The following is a 19,969-nucleotide window of genomic DNA, read 5'->3' on the forward strand; positions in this document are numbered from 1 at the left end:
ATTGTTTGGTACCTGTAAAGATATAACATTTTTCCAATTGACCGGCTGATTCTGAATTGTATGTAGCCCTATAACATTATTCTTAAATCAATTCAAAACAGTTTCTTATTTTTAAACCAGTAGCTGTTGGATATTTACAGTCCTCATATAATTTGAGAAATTGGAGACCTTCTTTGGATGAGAGTTGTACTAGTGCTTTGGAATATCTTGTAGAAGAGGATAGAGATTATAAGGATTGTTATAATCAAAATAATAAGAAAACTATTAATAAAATTCTAAACCTTTATAATCGCTATTATTACTTGCAGGCAGAAGGTCATTATAGAAATTTTGAGGATAATAATTATGTAAATTTTGAAAATATAGAACTCTCACCAGATCCTGAAGGTGAGCCATTATGTGGACATCGAATAAGTTGGATTTATAATGGCTTTTATCGTGTGTATTATGATACATATCCACTGCTGACTTATGAAATCAGATTTAACCATCTAAACTACAATAATGATAAAGAAACTTATTATACAGAACACTTCTTTGTTGTCAAAATTTGCTTTTGGATATTATTCTTTATACTATTTGTTTATTTTATATATTTGATATATCGTTCATCAAAATACTATTCAAAAAAAAGTAGCTTAAACTCTAAGGTTAATATGAAACCCGATATATCATATTTATATAATGAAATTATAGAGAAAGCTAATCCTAAAATGTTTATAGATCCTTATCAACCCAATAAGTTAGCTATTGCAAACGAAATTTATTCGAAAGCTTTAAAGAATAGGTATAATAGGGATGTTTTAGAAGAATTGTTAAATAGAATAAAGAAAGAATTATGATAAAGTATGTAGTATTAATGATTGGATTGCTTTTGTTGTCTTCATGTAAAGAGAGTGAAAGTGAGAGTGATATCACAAAAGAAATGAGGGATTATATAAGTAATAACGTAGATGGCTCTTATGGCTTCTTTGAGCGTAATATAGTAAAGGAACATATTGATGGTTTTAGCTGGAAATCTGACATATATAGAATTCAACACCAACTCTATATGTATGCAAGCCAAAGAAGAACTGTATTAGCAAATAGTTATACCCCCATTGATAAAACTATTGGATGGCTATCAACTAGAAACTTCTTTGAATCGAATTTTGAAGAGCCTCAAGGATATGCTAAAAAAATTAAAGAGTCGTATATTACAGAAGAAGAACGTGAAGTTTGTGATTATGTATATTATAGTCAGTCAGTTCCTGAAATTCGTAAAATGATAAAAGAATTAGAAGAAAATGAATTTCATGGAGACAGAATATATTATGCTTGTGGTTATAGAATGGCATCTGGAGCTGTTGTTTATAAGCAATTTATTTTATATAAAAGCGATGAAGAAGACCATATTACAAAATTTGAATTAAAGTATAATTATGACATGTTACGTGATTTCGTTCAATATACATTAAATGTAGATTTAGAGAAACCTTATATACAAACTTTACTTACAAAATATAAGGCTATAGAAGGTAAAGATAAAGAAAGTCAAAATTCTTTTTTTACTATACCAACTTCAACAATATCAAATAAATATAGCACGATATTTAGACGACTTGGGAATTAGTATTCTTCTACTTTCTCAATATTCCAGCCGTTTTTCATTCTATAAAAGTGTACAATATACTTGACATCATTGACAAAAACAATGACATATCCTTTTTCCTGTTTAATTGAACTTTGATTTCAGCAAGGCATAAAAAAAGCGTGAGTCCGTCCTGTTGTCCGTCCCACGCATCGAGGCTCTAGCACTGCCTATTGTAGTTGAACAGACAACGTCAGAGCCCACGCCGATATGAATGTATATCGCTCCAGCTTTGGCATACCTACTATATATAGGTATAGAAACCCCTTGTGCCCGAACGGATATAGTTCGGGCTGGCAGGATACGCCAAAGGCTGTGATATAAATCACACCCCGGGCATCTACCGTTGCTAAGTTCAAGACTACAATACCGTAAATTTGCTAGATTCCGATGCGTCTCAAACAGAGCGTCAAAGTAAACGCCTTCAATATGTCTCGACTCTCTTTTCCCGCCCAATGCCCGCTTCGTATGGTTTAATCTGTAATGACTTCGCCACGTTCTGCCCGGCGCGGGTCACCTCAAGCATAAATGCAAAAGGTATGAGAGCCGTTTGCAAATGTATATAATTTTTTGTAAACGCAAAAATTTTATAAGAAAAACATTCGAAACAGATTTATCAGACAATGCATACAAATGAATACCGCCACACACCTCAGTCCTTCTCCAATCCTACTAGGGTAGGACTGCAGTCCTACCTGTTTAAAATTGCAGTACTGACTATGGGAAAACAGCAATCCTACCCCAGTAGGATTGCGATCTTATCATAACATGTTTCCCTTTGCAACTAATTATTCCATTGATTTATCATGCAATAGCACGCTTTTCTTCGAAGGTAAGACGAAACTTAATACCATATAGCCCACGACACCAGCTAAAATGGTTCCGCCAAGCACACCTAATTTGGCTTGGTTCAACAAGGCTTCATCGGTTGCTCCAAACGAAAGGTTGGCGATGAAAAGCGAGACCGTAAAGCCGATTCCGCCTAGAAGCGAGACGCCGGCAACGTTTTTCCAATCCATTCCTTGCGGGAGCGAAGTGATGCGCATACGGACCGCCAGCCACGTGAAGAGGTAAATTCCCGCAAATTTGCCCAGCATCAATCCCAATACCACGGCGTAGGTCACCAGCCCGGCTATGTCTCCTTCGCCGCCCGAAAGCGTAATGCCGGCATTGGCAAAGGCGAAGAGCGGCATAATCACATAGTTTACCATGCCGTGCATACGGTCTTCCATGAACTGAAGAGGCGAAATCACTTTGTCGGAAGCCGATTCAATACTTTTCAATACATCTATCTGGTTGGGAGTCAGAAGGATGCTGCTTTTGTCGAAATGCGGGAATCCGGCGATGTTTTCACGGATGCGCGTAATGTATTTCTTTACATTCAGACACGGAATGGAAGGAATTGTAAAAGCCACTAGTACCCCTGCAATTGTAGCATGTACGCCCGATTGGAGGAAAAGATACCATACCACAATGCCCGACACACAATAGAACGTGCGCGACATGACTTGCATTCGGTTGGCTATCAGTAGGATAGCAAGAATGATAAATGCGGCTAGCAAATATCCTCCAGCCAAATGGGAAGTATAGCAGAAAGCAATGACCAGGATGCCTCCAATGTCATCGACTACGGCAAAAGCGGTCAGGAAAATCTTCAGACTCAGGGGAACACGTTTGCCGAACAGGCTAAGCACGCCCAAGGAAAATGCAATATCGGTCGCCATCGGTATAGCCAAACCTCCCTCTGCAGGCGTTCCTGATGTCATTGCAAAATAGATTGCTACGGGAATAATCATGCCTCCTACCGCCGCGATAATGGGAAGTAATGCCTGGCGCAGGCTGGAAAGTTCGCCCACCAGTACTTCCCGCTTAATTTCCAGACCCACGGAGAAGAAGAACACCGCCATTAAGGCATCGTTGATAAATGCCATTAAAGTCAAAGGTTCACCGTGATGGCTGAACAAATTGAACCCGCCTACCTGTAACGACACAGGATGATTCCAAAATGCATGATAAGTTTCAGCCCATGGCGAATTGGCTACTATCATTGCCAATACAGCTACAACCATCAGCACCATTCCCCCGTTGACGCGGTGTTTCAAGAAACTTAGGAAAGAGTAATCGAATGTTTTCAAAATCGGATTGCTCATAAAATCTGTCAGTTTTTAATGTAATTTATCTTACCACAGAGGACTCTCTATCATTGATTAGAAAACAAATATACGCACTTTTTGTTCATTTTGCAAATGAAGATTCATACAAACATTGGAGGAAAGTGTAAGAAACACATGCAAACACTTGACTAGCTGAACGAAATTTGCTAATTTTGCACAATTATTTGAAATTACGTAATTTAATCAAGAATGAACCAAGAATTTGAGCTGATCGCCAAGACCTTCCAAGGGCTGGAAGACGTATTGGCACAAGAACTCACCGAACTGGGAGCCGCCAACATCGAAATCGGACGGCGCATGGTATCGTTTACCGGAGACAAAGCCATGATGTATCGCGCAAATTTCTGTCTGCGCACCGCTATCCGTGTATTGAAACCCATTAAACGTTTCCAGGCAACAACAGCCGATGAAGTATATGATGCCATAAAGAGCATTGAATGGGAAAACTATCTGGACAATATGAGTAGTTTTGCCGTAGATGCTGTGGTATTCTCGGAAGTATTCCGCCATTCCAAGTTTGTGGCTTATAAAGTAAAGGATGCCATTGTTGACTATTTCCGCGAAAAGACCGGAAACCGTCCTTCGGTACGTATCAATAACCCCGACCTGACACTGAATATCCATATCGCCGAAGACCAATGCACGCTTTCACTCGATAGTTCGGGCGAATCGCTCCACCGCCGTGGATACCGTCAGGAACAAGTGGAGGCTCCGCTGAATGAAGTGCTGGCGGCTGGTATGATTCTCATGACCGGCTGGCGCGGAGAATGCGACCTGATAGACCCGATGTGCGGTTCGGGAACCATTCCTATCGAAGCGGCTTTGATTGCCAGAAACATTGCTCCGGGCGTGTTCCGCAAAGAATTTGGTTTTGAGAAATGGAAAGATTTTGACCAAGAACTTTTCGACTCGATTTATAACGATGATTCGCAAGAGCGCGAATTTACCCACAAGATATACGGATATGACAATAATCTGAAAGCCAATGCTATAGCGACAGATAACGTAAAAGCGGCAGGAGTGACTAAGGATGTCATATTAAAGGTGCAACCTTTCCAGCAATTCGAACAACCTACGGAAAAGAGCATCATCATCATGAACCCTCCGTATGGCGAACGGATTTCATCGGACGACTTGCTGGGGCTTTATCAGATGATAGGCGAACGGTTGAAACATGCATTCGTAGGCAATGACGCATGGGTATTGAGCTATCGGGATGAATGTTTCGACCAAATCGGATTAAAAGCATCAGCTAAAATCTTGCTCTTCAACGGTGCATTGGAATGCCAATTCCGTAAATATCAAATATTTGACGGGAAATACAAAGAATTCCGCACCGATAATCCAGATGCGGAATTCAAGCCCAAACAAGAAGAAAGGCCTGTACGTCCTCGTCACCATGGAGAAAAGGTTGAATACGGAAGAAAAGAAGGCAGAAACCGCTTCCGGGATGACCGCCGTCGGGATGAGAACCGCCCGGCATTCCGTTCTCGTGACGATTTCCGCAAAGAAGGGGATAAATCGGAGTTCCGTCCCCGCCGTGCCGGTGAGGGTAAGGAATTTACCCGTGAACGTAAGCGGGATTTCAATCGCGATGAACCTAAGCGTTTTTCACGTAGAGAAGAAGGATTTGACCGCGAAAAGCCACGCCGTTTCCCGCGTAATGAAGAAGATGATAAACGTGCACGGATTCCGGTACGTATGCGTTATATTCATCGGCGTAGAAAATCGGAAGAAGAAGATTAAACCCTCAATGTATATGAAAAAGATTTTATCATTTATTGTAATAATATTCTGTATGACCGCCAGCTTATCCGCCCAAGAGAAGAAAGCATTCACCCTGAACGATGTGATTCCGGGCGGAAGCAACTATTTCAACCTGACTCCGAAAAACATGCCGGGGCTGCAATGGTGGGAAGACGTATGTGTGCGTACCGATGTGGAGGACATCAAGCGGATCAATAATCGTACGGGAGAAGAAAGCGTCATCGTGACCTTGGAAGAAGTGAACGAGGCGTTGCAGAACGGGGAAAAACCGTATGAACTTTCTCTTCCCATTAAACCGCTCCGTACTTTGCAAGGTGCTTCATTGCCTTGGGGAAACCGGAACATCGTCATGTTTTCGGGTTATGTAGGAAATGAGGAGAAAAGCGAAAAGTATGTCTTCTTCTACGATTTTGTTCAAAAGAAGTTAGACAATATGTTCCGCATCCAAGAAGAGAAGGCAACTAACTTTGACTTTTGTAAGGAGAACGGCTATCTTGCCTATACGGCGGGCGACCATTTATACGTTGCCAACCAAGGAGACTTCTCTAAAGCGGTAAGCCCCCATGTATCAGGCGAAAAGGAAACGGATAATGATATTGTGTACGGTCAATCTGTTCATCGCAACGAGTTCGGCATCATGAAAGGCACGTTCTGGAGTCCGAAAGGCACATATTTGGCTTTCTACCGGATGGACCAAAGCATGGTGACCGATTATCCGCAAGTGAACACTACTACCCGTATCGCCACCCTCGTGCCCGATAAATATCCGATGGCAGGCATGACCAGCCACAAAGTGACTATCGGTATCTATAATGTGAAGACGGGAAAGACCATTTACCTGCAAGCCGGAGACCCGACCGACCGCTACTTTACCAATATTAGCTGGGCACCCAATGAGAAAGACATCTACGTCATTGAACTGAACCGCGACCAAAACCATGCGCAATTGGTGCGCTATGATGCCGCAACGGGCGAAAAGAAAGGTGTGCTTTACGAAGAAAAACATACCCGCTATGTGGAGCCGCAACATCCGTTGGCATTCTTGCCTTGGGATGAAACCAAGTTCATCTACTGGAGCCAGCGCGATGGGTATCATCACCTTTACTTAATGGACACGCAAAAGCCTCAAGCGGGCGAATGGAAAACCGGAAAGGACGAAGAAGCCACGTATTGCGAATACGTGCAGACCACCCTGCTCACCCAAGGTGACTGGCTGGTGCAGGAAATCTTGGGCTTCAACAAGAAGATGAAGACCGTCATTATCGGAAGCACGGAAATCTCTCCGCTCCAGACTAATATCTTCAGCCTCAATGTAAAGAGCGGCAAACGTACCTTGATAGGCAAACAAGACGGCATGCATCGTGCACAACTCTCGGAGAATGGGGAATTTCTGATAGACAACTTCACTTCGAACGATGTTCCACGTGAAATCAGCATCTTGCCTACTGATGGAAAGAAAGGCGTCATGCTGTTTACTGCTACCGACCCGATGAAGGAACAATACAACCTGCCTGAAATCAGCATCGGCACCATCAAGGCAGCCGATGGAGAGACAGACCTGTATTACCGCTTGATTAAGCCGGTCAACTTTGACCCGAACAAAAAATATCCAGCTATTATTTATGTATATGGCGGACCGCACGCACAAATGATTCACAATACCCGTTTCTACGATGCCCGTGGCTGGGACCTGTATATGGCACAACAAGGATATGTTATGCTTACGGTGGACAACCGAGGAAGCGATAACCGGGGTATCCGGTTCGAGAACCGCACGTTCCGCCAGTTAGGAGCAGAAGAAGCTAAAGACCAAATGGAAGGAGCCAAGTTCCTCCAATCGCTTCCGTATGTCGATGCTGAGAAGATAGGCGTACACGGCTGGAGTTTCGGCGGCTATATGACCACGAACCTGATGCTGACTTATCCCGACATCTTTAAGGTAGGCGTGGCTGGAGGTCCGGTTATCGACTGGAAATATTACGAGGTGATGTATGGCGAACGCTATATGGACACACCGCAAACCAACCCCGAGGGATATAAGAACCGTGATTTAAAGAGCAGAGCAGGCAATTTGAAAGGACGCTTGGAAATCATTATCGGAGGCATGGACCCCACGTGTGTCCCTCAGCATACGATAACTTTCTTACGTGCCTGCATCGAAGCCGGAACACATCCCGACCTCTTCATCTATCCCGAAGACGGACACAATATGATGGGTCGTGACCGTGTTCACCTGCATGAGCACATTACACGTTATTTCCTTGACTATTTACATTAAACCGAACACAGAGGCACAGAGACACAAAGATTTATTTTTCTCAAAAGCTTATAAAACTCCGTGCCTCTGTGTCTCTGTGTTCCATAAATAAGAAACATCAACTTAAATCGAACGGATATGAAACTACTGTTATTAGGTTCAGGCGGACGCGAGCACGCATTGGCATGGAAAATCGCACAAAGTCCGAAAATAGAAAAGCTGTACATTGCTCCGGGTAATGCCGGAACACAGGAAGTGGGCGAAAACGTAGCCATCAAAGCCGATGACTTCGAAGCCATTAAGGCATTTGTACTCGAAAAAGGCATTGATATGTTGGTCGTAGGACCGGAGGACCCGTTGGTAAAAGGCGTTTACGATTTCTTCCGCAATGATGAAGTATTGAAAAACATCCCGGTCATCGGACCCTCGAAAGCCGGAGCCACCTTGGAAGGAAGCAAGGAGTTCGCCAAAGGATTCATGCAACGCCACGGCATCCCTACGGCAGGATATAAAAGCATCACGGCAGACAATTTAGAAGAAGGCTTGGCTTTCCTCGAAACCCTGCAAGCACCTTACGTATTGAAAGCCGACGGATTGTGCGCAGGTAAAGGTGTACTTATCCTTCCCACCTTGGAAGAAGCCAAGAAAGAACTGAAAGAAATGTTAGGCGGTATGTTCGGAAACGCTTCCGCCACCGTGGTCATCGAAGAGTTCCTGAGCGGCATTGAATGCTCTGTATTCGTATTGACCGATGGAAAGAACTATAAAATCTTGCCTGAAGCCAAAGACTACAAACGCATTGGCGAAGGCGATAAAGGACTGAATACCGGCGGTATGGGTTCGGTATCGCCCGTTCCGTTTGCCGACAAAGAATGGATGCAAAAAGTAGAAGACCGCATCATCCGTCCTACGGTAGAAGGATTGGCTGAAGAAGGATTGGACTACAAAGGCTTTATCTTCTTCGGGCTCATCAATGTGAAAGGCGACCCGATGGTCATCGAATACAACGTGCGTATGGGTGACCCTGAAACCGAAAGCGTCATGTTGCGCATCAAGAGCGATTTGGTAGACTTGTTTGAAGGCGTAGCCAACGGCAACCTGAACGAAAAGACATTGGAAATCGACCCACGCTCAGCCGTATGCGTCATGTTAGTATCCGGAGGTTATCCCGAAGCCTACGAAAAAGGATTCCCTATCAGCGGCATTGAAGAAGCAAAGGCAGGCGGAAGCATCGTGTTCCATGCCGGCACGGCAATGAAAGACGGGCAAGTGGTAACAAGCGGCGGGCGGGTGATTGCCGTCAGCTCGTATGGAACCGATAAGGAAGAAGCTTTGAAACAATCGTTCACCAATGCCGGAAAGATTCATTTCGAAAAGAAATACTTCCGTTCCGACATCGGATTTGACCTGTAATCCATGCTATCCGCAAGAAACAGATTCCAATATCAAATAGCCACGGGAAGAGGCACACTTCCTGTGGCTGTAATTCTTACGCTGCTTATTTGGGCAGCCACTTCGATACACGACTGGCTCAATGCCGGCTCGTTAGTGGCGTTCGGATTCGCTTCTTACTTGCTTTTAGAGACAGAAACCAAATTCGCCTTGATACGCACGCGTACTACCCTTCCTGCGGCTTCCTTTCTTCTGCTTTATGCGGCAACGGTGTTCTTGCACGAGGCTTCTGTGGCTTGTGTCTTGCCCGCTTTATTCATCCTGATGCTGCTGAATCTTTTCAAAAGTTACGAATCTACTCACGCACCGGGCTATTTGTTCCAAAGTTTCCTCTTCTTCGGATTGGGCAGCCTCCTTCTTCCGCCTTTAGCGTGGATTACACCTTTATTATATATACACACCATCAGCTTGCGCGCGCTCAACGCTCGTAGCTTCTTTGCCGGCATCATGGGCTTCACCCTGCCTTATTGGTTCTTATTCGCCTATTTTGTATGGACGGACAATGTGACGGGCATTTATCCTTACCTGACTCAATTGGTGCTATTTCAACCGATAGACTATAGTGTGCTTACCCTTACTCAATACGTATCGTGGGGAGTTGTGCTACTGTTCTCCATCACTTTTGGCGTGCTCTATCTTCAAGTTGCTTATAAAGATAAAGTACAAACCCGCATCTTGCTGCGTGTGTTTATTTGGATGAGTCTTTGGCTTAACATCCTGTTGGCTTTACAGCCTCAATACGTTAAAGAATTGCTCTCACTGGCGCTTATCCCCGCTGCTATGATGAGCGCGCATTACTTTGCATTGACATTCAGCCGCATTTCACGCATCTTGTTTCATGCTACATTGCTGATTTGGTTTTTATTTTGCCTGTTCAACTTATGGATGCATTTCTTCAACTTCTGACCGATTGGGGTTACGCCGGTATGTTCATCTCCGCCTTCTTGGCAGGAACCATCTTGCCTTTCTCGTCCGAAGCTGTATTGTTGGCTTGCGTAGGATTGGGATTAGACCCCGTATGGTCTACTATTTCCACAACAGCCGGCAATGCGTTGGGCGGAATCACTTGCTATTGGATAGGGCATTTAGGCAAAATAGAATGGATAGAAAAATACCTAAGAGTAGACAAAAAGCAAATGGACCGTGCCGAGCGATTCATCCGAGGACGCGGCTCGTGGATGGCGTTGTTCTCGTTCCTGCCCGTCATAGGCGATGCCATCCTCATCGTATTAGGCTGGATGCGTGCCAATGTATGGATTGTAGCCCTGTCAATGACTATCGGGAAATTAGCACGTTATGCCATCCTCGTAGCGGCAACGTTAGGAGTCTTTGAATTATTTTAAATACACCAACATGAATATCGAACTAACAGCCGACGGAAGCAATACGCTCTTCGTCCCCGAACTGAACGAACACTACCACTCCGTGAAAGGAGCCTTGACCGAATCGGAACATATCTTTATCCGAATGGGATTGGAGCATCATCCCTCTCCCTCGCCACGTGTATTGGAAATAGGTTTCGGCACAGGGCTGAATGCTTTCCTTACCTTGCTCTATGCCGATAAGGCACAACGCCTCGTGCGTTATACCACCCTCGAACGCTATCCCGTTCCATCCGAACTAATAGAACAGCTCGATTATCCCGAACGGATTTGCCCCGAACGTGCCGCTGATTTCTATGCCTTGCATCGTGCCGCATGGGAAGAAGATGTTCAGATAACACCTTATTTTACGTTGCACAAAATACAAACCGATTTCACCACTTACGGTTTCCCCGATAAGTACGATGTCATCTATTTCGATGCCTTTGCGCCAGAAAAGCAGCCGGAGATGTGGACGCAAGCCCTCTTTGCCCGTCTTTTCGAATGCCTTAACCCTGGAGGCATTCTCACCACCTATTGTGCTAAAGGGGTAGTACGCCGCACTCTTCAAGTTGTGGGATTCACTGTAGAACGTCTACCTGGACCACCCGAAGGCAAGCGCGAAATACTACGGGCAAGCAAACCTTGAACTTTGTTTTTCATGGCTTTGTTCGCATATATGGGCAAGAATAGTTATTTTTGCATTCGAAACAATTAAGGAACACATGAAAATATATTTATACTTTTTACTTACTTTATTGCTTGCAGCATGTGGAAGCAAACAGCAAACCGAAGGAGAAAAACCGGTCATAACCGTCAGTATCGAACCCTTACGATATTTCACTGAAGCCATTGCAGGCGACCGATTTCGTGTAATCAGCCTCGTGCCCGAAGGAAGCAGTCCTGAAACGTATGACCCTACTCCACAACAACTGGTCGGCTTGAATCAAAGCTGCGCTTTCCTACGTGCGGGATATATTGGCTATGAATTAATTTGGGCTGACAAATTGCATGAAAATGCCCCCAATGTACCATTCTTTAATCTTTCGGAAGGTGTTAATTTAATACATGAGTCTGAAAAAGAAGGACATAAACATGCCGGAGGTATCGAACCGCATACATGGAATTCTGTGCGTAATGCCTACACAATTGCCGCCAACATCTGCCAAGCATTGTGCCAAATCGACCCTGAGCATAAAGAAGAATATATGACACGGTTTACTCAGTTTGGCACAGCACTCAAACAAACAGACGAAAAGATTCTCACTTATTTAAATGGAGGAGAAACAATCTTCTTAATTTATCATCCAGCCCTTTCTTATTTTGCGCGAGACTACGGACTAACTCAAATCAGCATTGAAAAAGGAGGGAAAGAACCTTCCCCTGCCCAACTGGAGGCGTTGATTAACCAATGCCACGAACAACATGTGCGAGTTATTTTCATACAAAAAGAATTTGATACACGCAATGCTGAAATGATAGCTCAAGAATTGAATATTCCCATTGTAACCGTCAACCCGCTTAGTTACCGATGGGAGGAAGAAATGTTGCATATAGCTCGTGCGTTATCTAAACCCTCCAAACAGCCTTAACCTTTATGCAATCACTTATCCGACTGAAACATATATCGGCAGGTTACGATCACAAAACGGTATTGGAAGACATTAACCTTACTGTGCTGGAGCATGACTTCTTGGGTATTATCGGTCCCAACGGAGGAGGGAAAACTACGCTTGTTAAACTTATTTTAGGTTTGCTTAGCCCCGTATCCGGTACCATTCATTTTTATCAGGAAGGCAAAGAAGTATCTGAAATCAGTATGGGGTATTTGCCTCAATATACGACGATAGATAAAAAATTTCCTATTTCGGTATACGATGTGGTACTTTCAGGACTAAACAAGCAAAAATCATTATTCAAACCTTTTACAAAAGAGCATCATGAGAGAACCCGTGCTGTCATTGCCCGTATGGGATTGGAAGGTTTGGAACAACGTCCCATAGGGCAACTGAGTGGAGGACAATTGCAACGTGCTTTATTAGGGCGTGCCTTGGTGTCCCAACCGCAAGTCTTGATTCTTGACGAGCCAAATACTTATATCGATAAACGTTTCGAGAAACACTTGTATGAACTATTAAAAGAAATCAATCAAGAACATGCCATTATTTTGGTAAGTCATGACATAAATACCGTACTTCATAATGCAAAGACGGTTGCTTGTGTCAATCATATACTTGACTATCGTTCGCATACAGAAGTGACTGAAGAATGGATAGAAGCGTTTTTCAATCGCTGAATTCGGCTGAAAAAGAAAGAAAAACTGGAAGAAGCCATTGGAAATATAAAAATTAGCCTTATCTTTGTTCGCGAAAAGGGGCATTAGCTCATCTGGCTAGAGCGCGACACTGGCAGTGTCGAGGTGACGAGTTCGAGTCTCGTATGCTCCACAAAATCAGATAAATCCCCTCCTGCTACATTCAATCTATTGATAAAAAAACGAAAAACTATCGAATACATACCTGTGCTGTATTGAAAATCATTATCTTTGCGCCAATTATGCAAAGTTTGCAGGAAAATTAAAACAAATCATCCATAATGAAACAGTACAACAAGATTAACAACTTGGTGGGGTGGCTTACCTTTCTAGTTGCAGCAATTACTTATTGCATGACTATTGAGCCTACCGCCAGCTTTTGGGACTGTCCCGAATTTATCACTACCGGATATAAACTGGAAGTAGGTCATCCGCCCGGCGCACCGTTCTTTATGCTTACCGCTAATTTGTTCAGCCAATTCACGAGCGACCCTTCGCAAGTGGCTCGAATGGTGAATATCATGAGTGCTTTGATGAGTGCGGCATGTATCCTTTTCTTATTTTGGAGTATTACGCATCTTGCTAAGAAGCTGATTTGTCCCGATGAAAAGGAGATGACTACCGGAAAACTTATCTCCATTATGGGTTCAGGATTGGTGGGCGCATTGGCTTATACGTGGAGCGACACGTTCTGGTTCAGTGCCGTAGAGGGTGAGGTATATGCTTACTCCAGCCTCTTCACCGCCGTGGTATTCTGGTTGATATTGAAATGGGAAAACCGTGCTACAGAGCCGCATAGCGACCGTTGGTTGATTTTGATTGCGTATCTGACGGGTTTGTCTATCGGTGTACATTTGTTGAATTTGCTTTGTATTCCGGCTATTGTGCTGGTATATTATTATAAGAAGAACCCTCATGCCAACCTCAAAGGCAGTTTAATAGCTCTTTGCGGGTCAATGGTGTTGGTCGCAGCTGTACTTTATGGCATTGTGCCGGGCATTGTGAAGATAGGCGGGTGGTTCGAACTCCTGTTTGTCAACGGTTTCGGATTCTCGTTCAATACCGGACTCATTGTTTACATCATTCTGTTAGCTGCGAGCCTTGTATGGGGCGTTTATGAAAGCTATACCGTTCGGAGCCGCAAATGGATGAATATTTCTTTCCTTGCTACCGTAGGTCTGTTGGGTATTCCTTTCTATGGCCATGGAACGAGCAGTGTGATTATCGGTATCATCGTATTGGCAATATTGGCATTCTATCTGTTTGCGAATCTTCCTGAGAAGTATCGGGTTAGTGCGCGTACGCTGAATACTTCATTGCTCTGCCTGATGATGATGGTGGTGGGCTATTCTTCGTATGCCGTTATCGTTATCCGTTCTTCGGCTAATACGCCGATGGATCAGAACTCGCCCGAAGACATCTTTACATTGGGTGAATATTTGGGACGTGAGCAATACGGAACGCGTCCGCTTTTCTACGGGCAGACATACGCTTCGAAAGTTGCTTTGGAAGAAGTGGACGGAGGATGCGTTTATGCCATGACCGAAGGTGCGCCGGTTTATCAACGTAAAGAGAAGGAGAATCCGGATGAAAAGGACAGCTATGAAATTGTGCGTTATAAAAATGAATACAAGTATGCGCAGAATATGATTTTCCCGCGTATGTATAGCGATGCCCATGCTGCGGCTTACGAAGCTTGGCTGGGAGGGGTAGAAGGGCGTCAAGTCCCCTACGACCAATGCGGGGAAATGTTGATGGTAAAGATACCGACCCAATGGGATAACATCAAGTTCTTCTTCATTTACCAGTTGAATTACATGTATTGGCGTTACTTCATGTGGAACTTTGCCGGACGCCAGAACGACATCCAAGGTCAGGGCGAGATAGAGCATGGCAATTGGATTACCGGTATCTCGTTCATTGACAAGATGTTGGTAGGCGACCAGACTTTGTTGCCCAGTGATTTGAAGAATAACAAGGGGCATAATGTGTTCTATTGCTTGCCTTTGATATTGGGATTGATTGGTTTGTTTTGGCAAGCCTATCGGGGTGAACGGGGCATCCAGCAATTTTGGATTGTGTTCTTCCTCTTCTTTATGACCGGACTTGCTATCGTGCTTTACCTGAATCAGACCCCTCAACAACCGCGTGAGCGAGATTATGCGTATGCGGGTTCGTTCTATGCTTTTGCCATTTGGATTGGCTTGGGAGTAGCCGCTATAGCCGAATGGTTAAAGAAAAAGCTGGGCGAGAAACCTTCTGCAATTCTTGCCAGTGTTGTATGCTTGCTTGTGCCTTTGCAAATGGTAAGCCAGACATGGGATGACCATGACCGGAGCGGACGTTATACGTGCCGTGATTTCGGACAAAACTACCTAAACTCGGTACAGGCAGAAGGTAACCCGATTATCTTTACCAATGGAGATAACGATACTTTCCCCTTGTGGTACAATCAGGAAACCGAAGGCTTCCGTACCGATGTACGTGTATGTAACCTGAGCTATTTGCAGACCGATTGGTACATCGACCAAATGCGCCGTCCGGCATACGATTCGCCTTCCGTACCTATCAATTGGGAACGTATTGACTATGTACAAGGGCACAATGAAGCGGTTTATGTGCGTCCAGAAGCAATGGAAACTATCAACAACTATTATAACCAATATCCCGAAGAAGCAAAGAAAGAGTTCGGTGATAACCCTTACGAACTGAAGAATATCCTGAAGTATTGGGTACGTTCTCCGAAAGAAGGCTTGCAGATGATTCCGACGGATAGCATTGTGATTAAGTTGGATAAGAAAGCTATCAAGCGTTCGGGCATGTTGGCACCCGATTCGATACCCGATTATATGCATCTTTCGTTGAAAGGCAAACGGGTGTTGTATAAGAGTGAACTGATGATGCTGGAAATGCTTGCCAATACCAATTGGGAACGTCCGATGTATATGGCTATCACCGTAGGTTCAGACAATCACCTGAACTTGACTAACAATTTTTTGCAAGAAGGCTTGGCATACCGCATCACGCCGTTTGATAACGTGAAATTAGGACGTCGCCTTGATTCGGAAAAGATGTATGATAACCTGATGCATAAGTTCAAATTCGGAGGTATAAACAATCCGGACATTTATTTGGATGAGACTGTGCTTCGGATGTGCGATACTCATCGCCGTATGTTTGTACAATTGGCTACCCAATTGATTAGTGAGGGTAAGAACGACAAGGCATTGGAAGTGCTTGATTATTGTGAAAAGGAAATTCCGAGTACAACGGTGCGGCACGATTATATCTATAGCAGTTCGAAAGAAATGGCAGATGATTATGCGAAGTTAGGCGAGACCAAGAAAGCGGAAAACATCCTTTGCCAGTTAGCTCAAAACTCAGTGGAATATGCCGCATGGTATATGAGCCTTGACGAAATGCGTTTGGCAAGTTCATACGAAGAGTGCATGCGTCATTTCTATATTTTAGACGATGTTTGCAAAGCACTCGAAGGGCTGAAAGACGAAAGCGGCAAGCCGCTCGAATCGGCAACCAGCTATCGTCATCAGTTTGATCAATTATATAGTATGCTGGAAAGTCGTGTAGGAAGTGCAAATCCTTCCCGCGAATAGGAGTATAGTTAATAGTGAATAATGAATAATTAATAACGGCTTGCGATAATAGCTGTTACGAACGAATCATTGTTCACTATTAACTATTCATCATTAATTATTAACTACTTCAGAAATGTTTATCGAACAACCCCCATTATTGCTTCGTTGGATTTATCCCCGTGCTATGTGGCGTATGGATAAGAATGAAAAATCGGTCTATCTGACTTTCGATGACGGACCTATTCCTGACATTACGCCTTGGGTACTCGATTTATTAGACAAATACGGCATTAAGGCTACATTCTTTATGGTAGGTGATAATGTACGTAAGCATCCCGAAGAATTCCGCATGGTGGTAGAGCGCGGACATCGCATTGGCAACCATACGTTCAATCATATCCGTGGTTTCGAATACTTGAGTCAGAATTATCTGGCAAATACCGACAAGGCAAACGAATACCTGCACACCGACCTTTTTCGTCCGCCTCACGGGCACATGCGTTGGGCGCAATATCATGTGTTGAAAAAGAAATACCGCATCGTGATGTGGGATCTCGTTACCCGTGATTACAGCAAACATCTTACTGGTCCGCAAGTGTTTGCCAAAGTCAAGAAATATGTGCGAAATGGCTCTATCATTACCTTTCATGATTCAATTAAGTCCGAACCTCGTCTGAAGTATGCCTTGCCTCGTGCTATCGAATGGTTGTTGGCACAAGGATATACTTTTAAAGTATTCGAATAATATCCGTATACTAGAAAAATAAATACGATAACTTCCTCTTACGAATCTATTTCCATTGGATTTTTTATCTCAGTCCTCCTCTAATCCTTATAGGGTAGGACTGCAGTCCTACCTGCTTAAAACTGCAGTACTGACAAGCGAAAAACTGCAGTCCTACCCTGGTAGGACTATAAAAATACCCAACTGCTTTACTTGAGACATGCAATTGGATTGAAATTCTAAGCCAGATTATAAAAGCAAAAAAACGGGAGACCTTTCCGATACAAGAAAAGACCTCCCACGTTGTCATGAATGAAACGACTTGATTTTATTTCGGTTGTTTGCCAATGTATGCTAAAATACCTCCGTCTACATAAAGAATATGTCCATTTACAAAATCAGAAGCATCGGATGCTAAAAATATAGCCGGACCCATCAAGTCTTCGGGAGTACCCCAACGGGCAGCCGGAGTCTTCGATACGATAAATGCATCAAACGGATGACGAGAACCGTCCGCTTGACGTTCACGCAAGGGAGCGGTTTGCGGAGTAGCGATATAGCCCGGACCGATACCGTTGCATTGGATGTTGTATTCGCCATATTCCGAAGCGATGTTACGGGTCAGCATCTTCAAGCCGCCCTTAGCTGCCGCGTATGCCGATACGGTTTCGCGACCCAATTCACTCATCATAGAGCAAACGTTGATAATCTTTCCATGCCCTTTCTTTATCATACCCGGAATAACCGCTTTTGAAACGATAAACGGAGCATTCAGGTCGATATCAATCACCTGGCGGAACTCGTCTACCGTCATATCACACATCGGGATACGTTTGATGATACCCGCATTGTTTACCAGAATGTCTATCACGCCCAACTCTTTTTCTATCTGTGCCACGAGAGCTTTTACTGCTTCTTCGTCGGTCACATCGCAAATATACCCTTTAGCATCGATGCCTTTTGCCTTATAATCTGCAAGAGCCTGTTCCAAATGCTTTTGTGAACGGCAATTAAACGCAATCTTAGCACCCGCCTGAGCAAAAGCTTCAGCAATGGCAAATCCTATGCCGTATGCACCGCCTGTTACAAGGGCTACTTTGCCTTCCAATGAAAAATTAACCATAATGTTTTTAAGTTTTAATATTAAGTTAAGTAACAAATCTGTATCGGTTTACTCCATAATGGTTTGTGGGCACGGAGTTCCGTTAACGAGCACAAATATACTATTTCTTTTTTATTGTGCCAATATTTCACACACTTTATCTTGAAAGAGGCGTGCTTTTCTTCCGCTCAATACATTTTGATTGATGATAGCGAACGCAAGAAGGTCTCCTTCCGCCGAACGGACATAGCCGGCAAGCGAACTGACCCCTTTTACGGTCCCGGTCTTGGCATGTACATTACGGAACACATTGCTTTTCCGCATCCGGTAACGGAGAGTCCCGTCTACGCCCGCTATAGGCAAAGCTTCATAGAAAGGTTCGAAGACTTCCTTATGGGCATACGCATATTTCAGGTATGCCACCAACAGGTCGGGCGAAATGTAATTATACATCGACACACCGCTCCCGTCTACAATGTTGTAGTTATCCGGCTCTTTTTTAATCTGATACCGCATGAAACGCTCTACCGCCTTTTGCGCATCCTCGGCACTTACGTTTTTCTTGCCTGCGCCAATAGACAAATGATAGAATAGAGCCTCGGCACAAAGGTTATCGCTCTTTTTTAAGGCTTGCTTCAATACCTCTTCCAAGGGACGGGACACCTTATATATATATGTCCCCTCTTCGGGACACACTCCATACGCCAATGAATCCAATCCGATGTGCTTTTGTCTCAACTTATAGGCAAACGTATGTAAAAAGAAGTCTTGAGAAGAAAACATACTCAATAATTGCCCGCATGCCCGATTGGCATTCCCCGTGATATGAATGGTATTATCATTGTGCATCCAGTCGCGCTCGATTCTTAACCTCCCGCAATGAGGAATATGGCATACGGCACGATTGTCTATCGCATAATAATCCGATTCGGGAACGGTCTCCACTTCAGGGCGGTGCCCTCTTTGCGTAGGCTTCACCGATACGCTTACGCATCCCCGGTTGAGCATCAAGGGAGATAAATACGGCTGGAACGAATATTGCGCATCATCCCATGCCCAGCCTGAACCCCAATAAACGGAATCCATTACCGAGACATCCGCCACAAGCTTCCCTTCCACCGTACGGATGCCTGCCCGAAGAACCGCTCCCACTAAGTCATCCAAATCATCTTCCATAAATTCGGGGTCGAAACCGCCTATCAAGAACAAATCACCATGCAAAACACTATCCGCATCCAAAGTGCCCGTATAAGCCAAACGGGTATCGAAGGTGTACGCTTCGCCCAGCCGAGCCAAAGCCGTGACCGATGTTATCACTTTCTCTACCGAAGCGGGACGGTATAATTTCCGGTCCTGATAGGCATACACCGGCTCGCCTTTGGTAAGATTGAAGACCGAAATGCCCACTTCGGATGTCTGCAAGAGGGCAGAAGACGATACTAACGAATCAAGCCGGGCGGCAATGTCCTGCCCGTATAGCCGGAAGATTCCTGCCCAAAGCAATAGAATAAAGCTGAGTTTTCTCATAAAAACATCTAATTATTTTATCAAACGCAGAGACGCAAAGACGCGAAGAATTATTTTTTAGAGAG

General features: G+C 44.1%; 15 protein-coding genes and 1 tRNA gene. 13 read left to right on the forward strand and 3 right to left on the reverse strand.

Going from position 1 to position 19,969, the window contains the following annotated elements:
* Positions 1 to 152: 152 nt before the first annotated feature.
* Positions 153 to 842 carry a hypothetical protein gene (locus tag B5F91_RS09430; RefSeq protein ID WP_239416393.1) on the forward strand — a complete coding sequence of 230 codons (690 nt, stop codon included), beginning with the start codon at positions 153 to 155 and terminating at the stop codon, positions 840 to 842.
* Positions 839 to 1,612, forward strand: a complete 774-nt coding sequence (locus tag B5F91_RS09435) for a hypothetical protein (RefSeq protein ID WP_087428845.1) — start codon at positions 839 to 841, stop codon at positions 1,610 to 1,612. The genes B5F91_RS09430 and B5F91_RS09435 overlap by 4 nt, the downstream gene beginning before the upstream one ends.
* Before the next feature lie 806 nt (positions 1,613 to 2,418).
* On the opposite strand, the gene nhaA is transcribed toward B5F91_RS09435, so the two are convergent.
* A complete protein-coding gene (gene nhaA / locus B5F91_RS09440) occupies positions 2,419 to 3,780 on the reverse strand; it encodes a Na+/H+ antiporter NhaA (protein ID WP_087428846.1) in 1,362 nt (453 codons plus the stop codon).
* 213 nt (positions 3,781 to 3,993) lie between these two features.
* Between nhaA and B5F91_RS09445 the strand changes: the two genes are divergently transcribed.
* From B5F91_RS09445 to B5F91_RS09495, 11 genes are all read left to right on the forward strand, one after another.
* Positions 3,994 to 5,550, forward strand: coding sequence for a THUMP domain-containing protein (locus B5F91_RS09445; RefSeq protein ID WP_087428847.1), 1,557 nt, complete (start codon positions 3,994 to 3,996; stop codon positions 5,548 to 5,550).
* Positions 5,551 to 5,563: 13 nt separating this feature from the next.
* On the forward strand, positions 5,564 to 7,849 hold the full coding sequence (locus B5F91_RS09450) for a DPP IV N-terminal domain-containing protein (protein ID WP_087428900.1): 2,286 nt from the start codon (positions 5,564 to 5,566) through the stop codon (positions 7,847 to 7,849).
* Between the two features lie 117 nt (positions 7,850 to 7,966).
* Complete coding sequence (gene purD / locus B5F91_RS09455; RefSeq protein WP_087428848.1) at positions 7,967 to 9,241, forward strand: phosphoribosylamine--glycine ligase; 1,275 nt, start codon at positions 7,967 to 7,969, stop codon at positions 9,239 to 9,241.
* A 63-nt stretch (positions 9,242 to 9,304) separates the two neighbouring features.
* Entirely contained in the window at positions 9,305 to 10,186 is an 882-nt protein-coding gene (locus tag B5F91_RS09460; RefSeq protein ID WP_239416394.1) for a hypothetical protein, read from the forward strand.
* Entirely contained in the window at positions 10,162 to 10,623 is a 462-nt protein-coding gene (locus tag B5F91_RS09465; protein ID WP_087428850.1) for a YqaA family protein, read from the forward strand. Before B5F91_RS09460 ends, B5F91_RS09465 begins: the two co-directional genes overlap by 25 nt.
* A gap of 10 nt (positions 10,624 to 10,633) precedes the next feature.
* Positions 10,634 to 11,290 carry a tRNA (5-methylaminomethyl-2-thiouridine)(34)-methyltransferase MnmD gene (gene mnmD / locus B5F91_RS09470; protein WP_087428851.1) on the forward strand — a complete coding sequence of 219 codons (657 nt, stop codon included), beginning with the start codon at positions 10,634 to 10,636 and terminating at the stop codon, positions 11,288 to 11,290.
* A 76-nt stretch (positions 11,291 to 11,366) separates the two neighbouring features.
* Positions 11,367 to 12,233, forward strand: a complete 867-nt coding sequence (locus tag B5F91_RS09475; protein WP_087428852.1) for a zinc ABC transporter substrate-binding protein — start codon at positions 11,367 to 11,369, stop codon at positions 12,231 to 12,233.
* A 5-nt stretch (positions 12,234 to 12,238) separates the two neighbouring features.
* Complete coding sequence (locus tag B5F91_RS09480; RefSeq protein ID WP_087428853.1) at positions 12,239 to 12,937, forward strand: ABC transporter ATP-binding protein; 699 nt, start codon at positions 12,239 to 12,241, stop codon at positions 12,935 to 12,937.
* A 77-nt stretch (positions 12,938 to 13,014) separates the two neighbouring features.
* A tRNA-Ala gene (locus tag B5F91_RS09485) sits at positions 13,015 to 13,088 on the forward strand.
* A gap of 148 nt (positions 13,089 to 13,236) precedes the next feature.
* Positions 13,237 to 16,569: a DUF2723 domain-containing protein gene (locus B5F91_RS09490; protein WP_087428854.1), complete on the forward strand. Its 3,333-nt coding sequence runs from the start codon at positions 13,237 to 13,239 to the stop codon at positions 16,567 to 16,569.
* 115 nt (positions 16,570 to 16,684) lie between these two features.
* Positions 16,685 to 17,296: a polysaccharide deacetylase family protein gene (locus tag B5F91_RS09495; RefSeq protein WP_087428855.1), complete on the forward strand. Its 612-nt coding sequence runs from the start codon at positions 16,685 to 16,687 to the stop codon at positions 17,294 to 17,296.
* Positions 17,297 to 17,603: 307 nt separating this feature from the next.
* On the opposite strand, the gene B5F91_RS09500 is transcribed toward B5F91_RS09495, so the two are convergent.
* Positions 17,604 to 18,398: a gluconate 5-dehydrogenase gene (locus B5F91_RS09500; protein ID WP_087428856.1), complete on the reverse strand. Its 795-nt coding sequence runs from the start codon at positions 18,396 to 18,398 to the stop codon at positions 17,604 to 17,606.
* A 111-nt stretch (positions 18,399 to 18,509) separates the two neighbouring features.
* Positions 18,510 to 19,904, reverse strand: a complete 1,395-nt coding sequence (gene dacB / locus B5F91_RS09505) for a D-alanyl-D-alanine carboxypeptidase/D-alanyl-D-alanine-endopeptidase (protein ID WP_087428857.1) — start codon at positions 19,902 to 19,904, stop codon at positions 18,510 to 18,512.
* Between the last annotated feature and the right edge of the window lie 65 nt (positions 19,905 to 19,969).

Origin of the sequence: Bacteroides sp. An322 (assembly GCF_002161765.1) — a bacterium.
Classification (GTDB): Bacteria; Bacteroidota; Bacteroidia; order Bacteroidales; family Bacteroidaceae; genus Phocaeicola; species Phocaeicola merdavium.

What these genes read in the sequence shown, in the direction of transcription:
- B5F91_RS09435 (WP_087428845.1), top strand. Translation starts at nt 839, where the DNA reads ATGATAAAGTATGTAGTATTAATGATTGGATTGCTTTTGTTGTCTTCA.
- nhaA (WP_087428846.1), bottom strand. Translation starts at nt 3,780, where the DNA reads ATGAGCAATCCGATTTTGAAAACATTCGATTACTCTTTCCTAAGTTTC.
- B5F91_RS09445 (WP_087428847.1), top strand. Translation starts at nt 3,994, where the DNA reads ATGAACCAAGAATTTGAGCTGATCGCCAAGACCTTCCAAGGGCTGGAA.
- B5F91_RS09450 (WP_087428900.1), top strand. Translation starts at nt 5,564, where the DNA reads ATGAAAAAGATTTTATCATTTATTGTAATAATATTCTGTATGACCGCC.
- purD (WP_087428848.1), top strand. Translation starts at nt 7,967, where the DNA reads ATGAAACTACTGTTATTAGGTTCAGGCGGACGCGAGCACGCATTGGCA.
- B5F91_RS09465 (WP_087428850.1), top strand. Translation starts at nt 10,162, where the DNA reads ATGGATGCATTTCTTCAACTTCTGACCGATTGGGGTTACGCCGGTATG.
- mnmD (WP_087428851.1), top strand. Translation starts at nt 10,634, where the DNA reads ATGAATATCGAACTAACAGCCGACGGAAGCAATACGCTCTTCGTCCCC.
- B5F91_RS09475 (WP_087428852.1), top strand. Translation starts at nt 11,367, where the DNA reads ATGAAAATATATTTATACTTTTTACTTACTTTATTGCTTGCAGCATGT.
- B5F91_RS09480 (WP_087428853.1), top strand. Translation starts at nt 12,239, where the DNA reads ATGCAATCACTTATCCGACTGAAACATATATCGGCAGGTTACGATCAC.
- B5F91_RS09490 (WP_087428854.1), top strand. Translation starts at nt 13,237, where the DNA reads ATGAAACAGTACAACAAGATTAACAACTTGGTGGGGTGGCTTACCTTT.
- B5F91_RS09495 (WP_087428855.1), top strand. Translation starts at nt 16,685, where the DNA reads ATGTTTATCGAACAACCCCCATTATTGCTTCGTTGGATTTATCCCCGT.
- B5F91_RS09500 (WP_087428856.1), bottom strand. Translation starts at nt 18,398, where the DNA reads ATGGTTAATTTTTCATTGGAAGGCAAAGTAGCCCTTGTAACAGGCGGT.
- dacB (WP_087428857.1), bottom strand. Translation starts at nt 19,904, where the DNA reads ATGAGAAAACTCAGCTTTATTCTATTGCTTTGGGCAGGAATCTTCCGG.